This is a genomic window from Hyphomonas oceanitis SCH89, assembly GCF_000685295.1.
GTDB lineage: Bacteria > Pseudomonadota > Alphaproteobacteria > Caulobacterales > Hyphomonadaceae > Hyphomonas > Hyphomonas oceanitis.
Map to the genome: position 1 here is coordinate 1 of NZ_ARYL01000170.1, position 455 is coordinate 455.

A 455-nucleotide genomic window follows, 5' to 3' on the forward strand; every position below is an offset into this window, starting at 1 on the left:
TGCTTCTACCGGATGACTGCGTACGCGCGCGGCGCAGCTCATGGCAGATGCGCCTTTGGAAAAATCGCCCGTCTGTGGGGTTCCTCTGGCCTCCGCGTGCGATTGCCAAAGCGGCCTGTTTCGCCCTTCCACTTGCCCCGAAACACACAATGTTCCCGTCTGTTGCCGTGTGACCTGGACGACACGAAACGGTCCTGAAACCGGACAGTCCCACGAATTTCCCCGCCGCTTTGCGGCTCCTCGCGAGACAAATTCGTGCGCCTGCCCGGTGCTCCGCTTTGCTGCGCCCGTGCCGGTTCAGGCCCGCTCCGCGCCGTCCGGGCGGTCCGGCGTCGACGGGGACATGGTGTCCCTCGAAGACAGCCACGGAAACGAAAAGGAGACCCCCATGGCAAACGCACTCGGATATGTCAGCGAAACCAAGACCGGCTTCGAAGGCGCCCTCGCAATGATGA

Annotated in this window: 1 pseudogene; it reads left to right on the forward strand. The window is 63.1% G+C overall.

Features of this window, described 5'->3' with window-relative positions:
- Positions 1-268: 268 nt before the first annotated feature.
- Positions 269-455 (forward strand): annotated as a pseudogene (locus HOC_RS22780) (hypothetical protein); the annotation flags it as partial.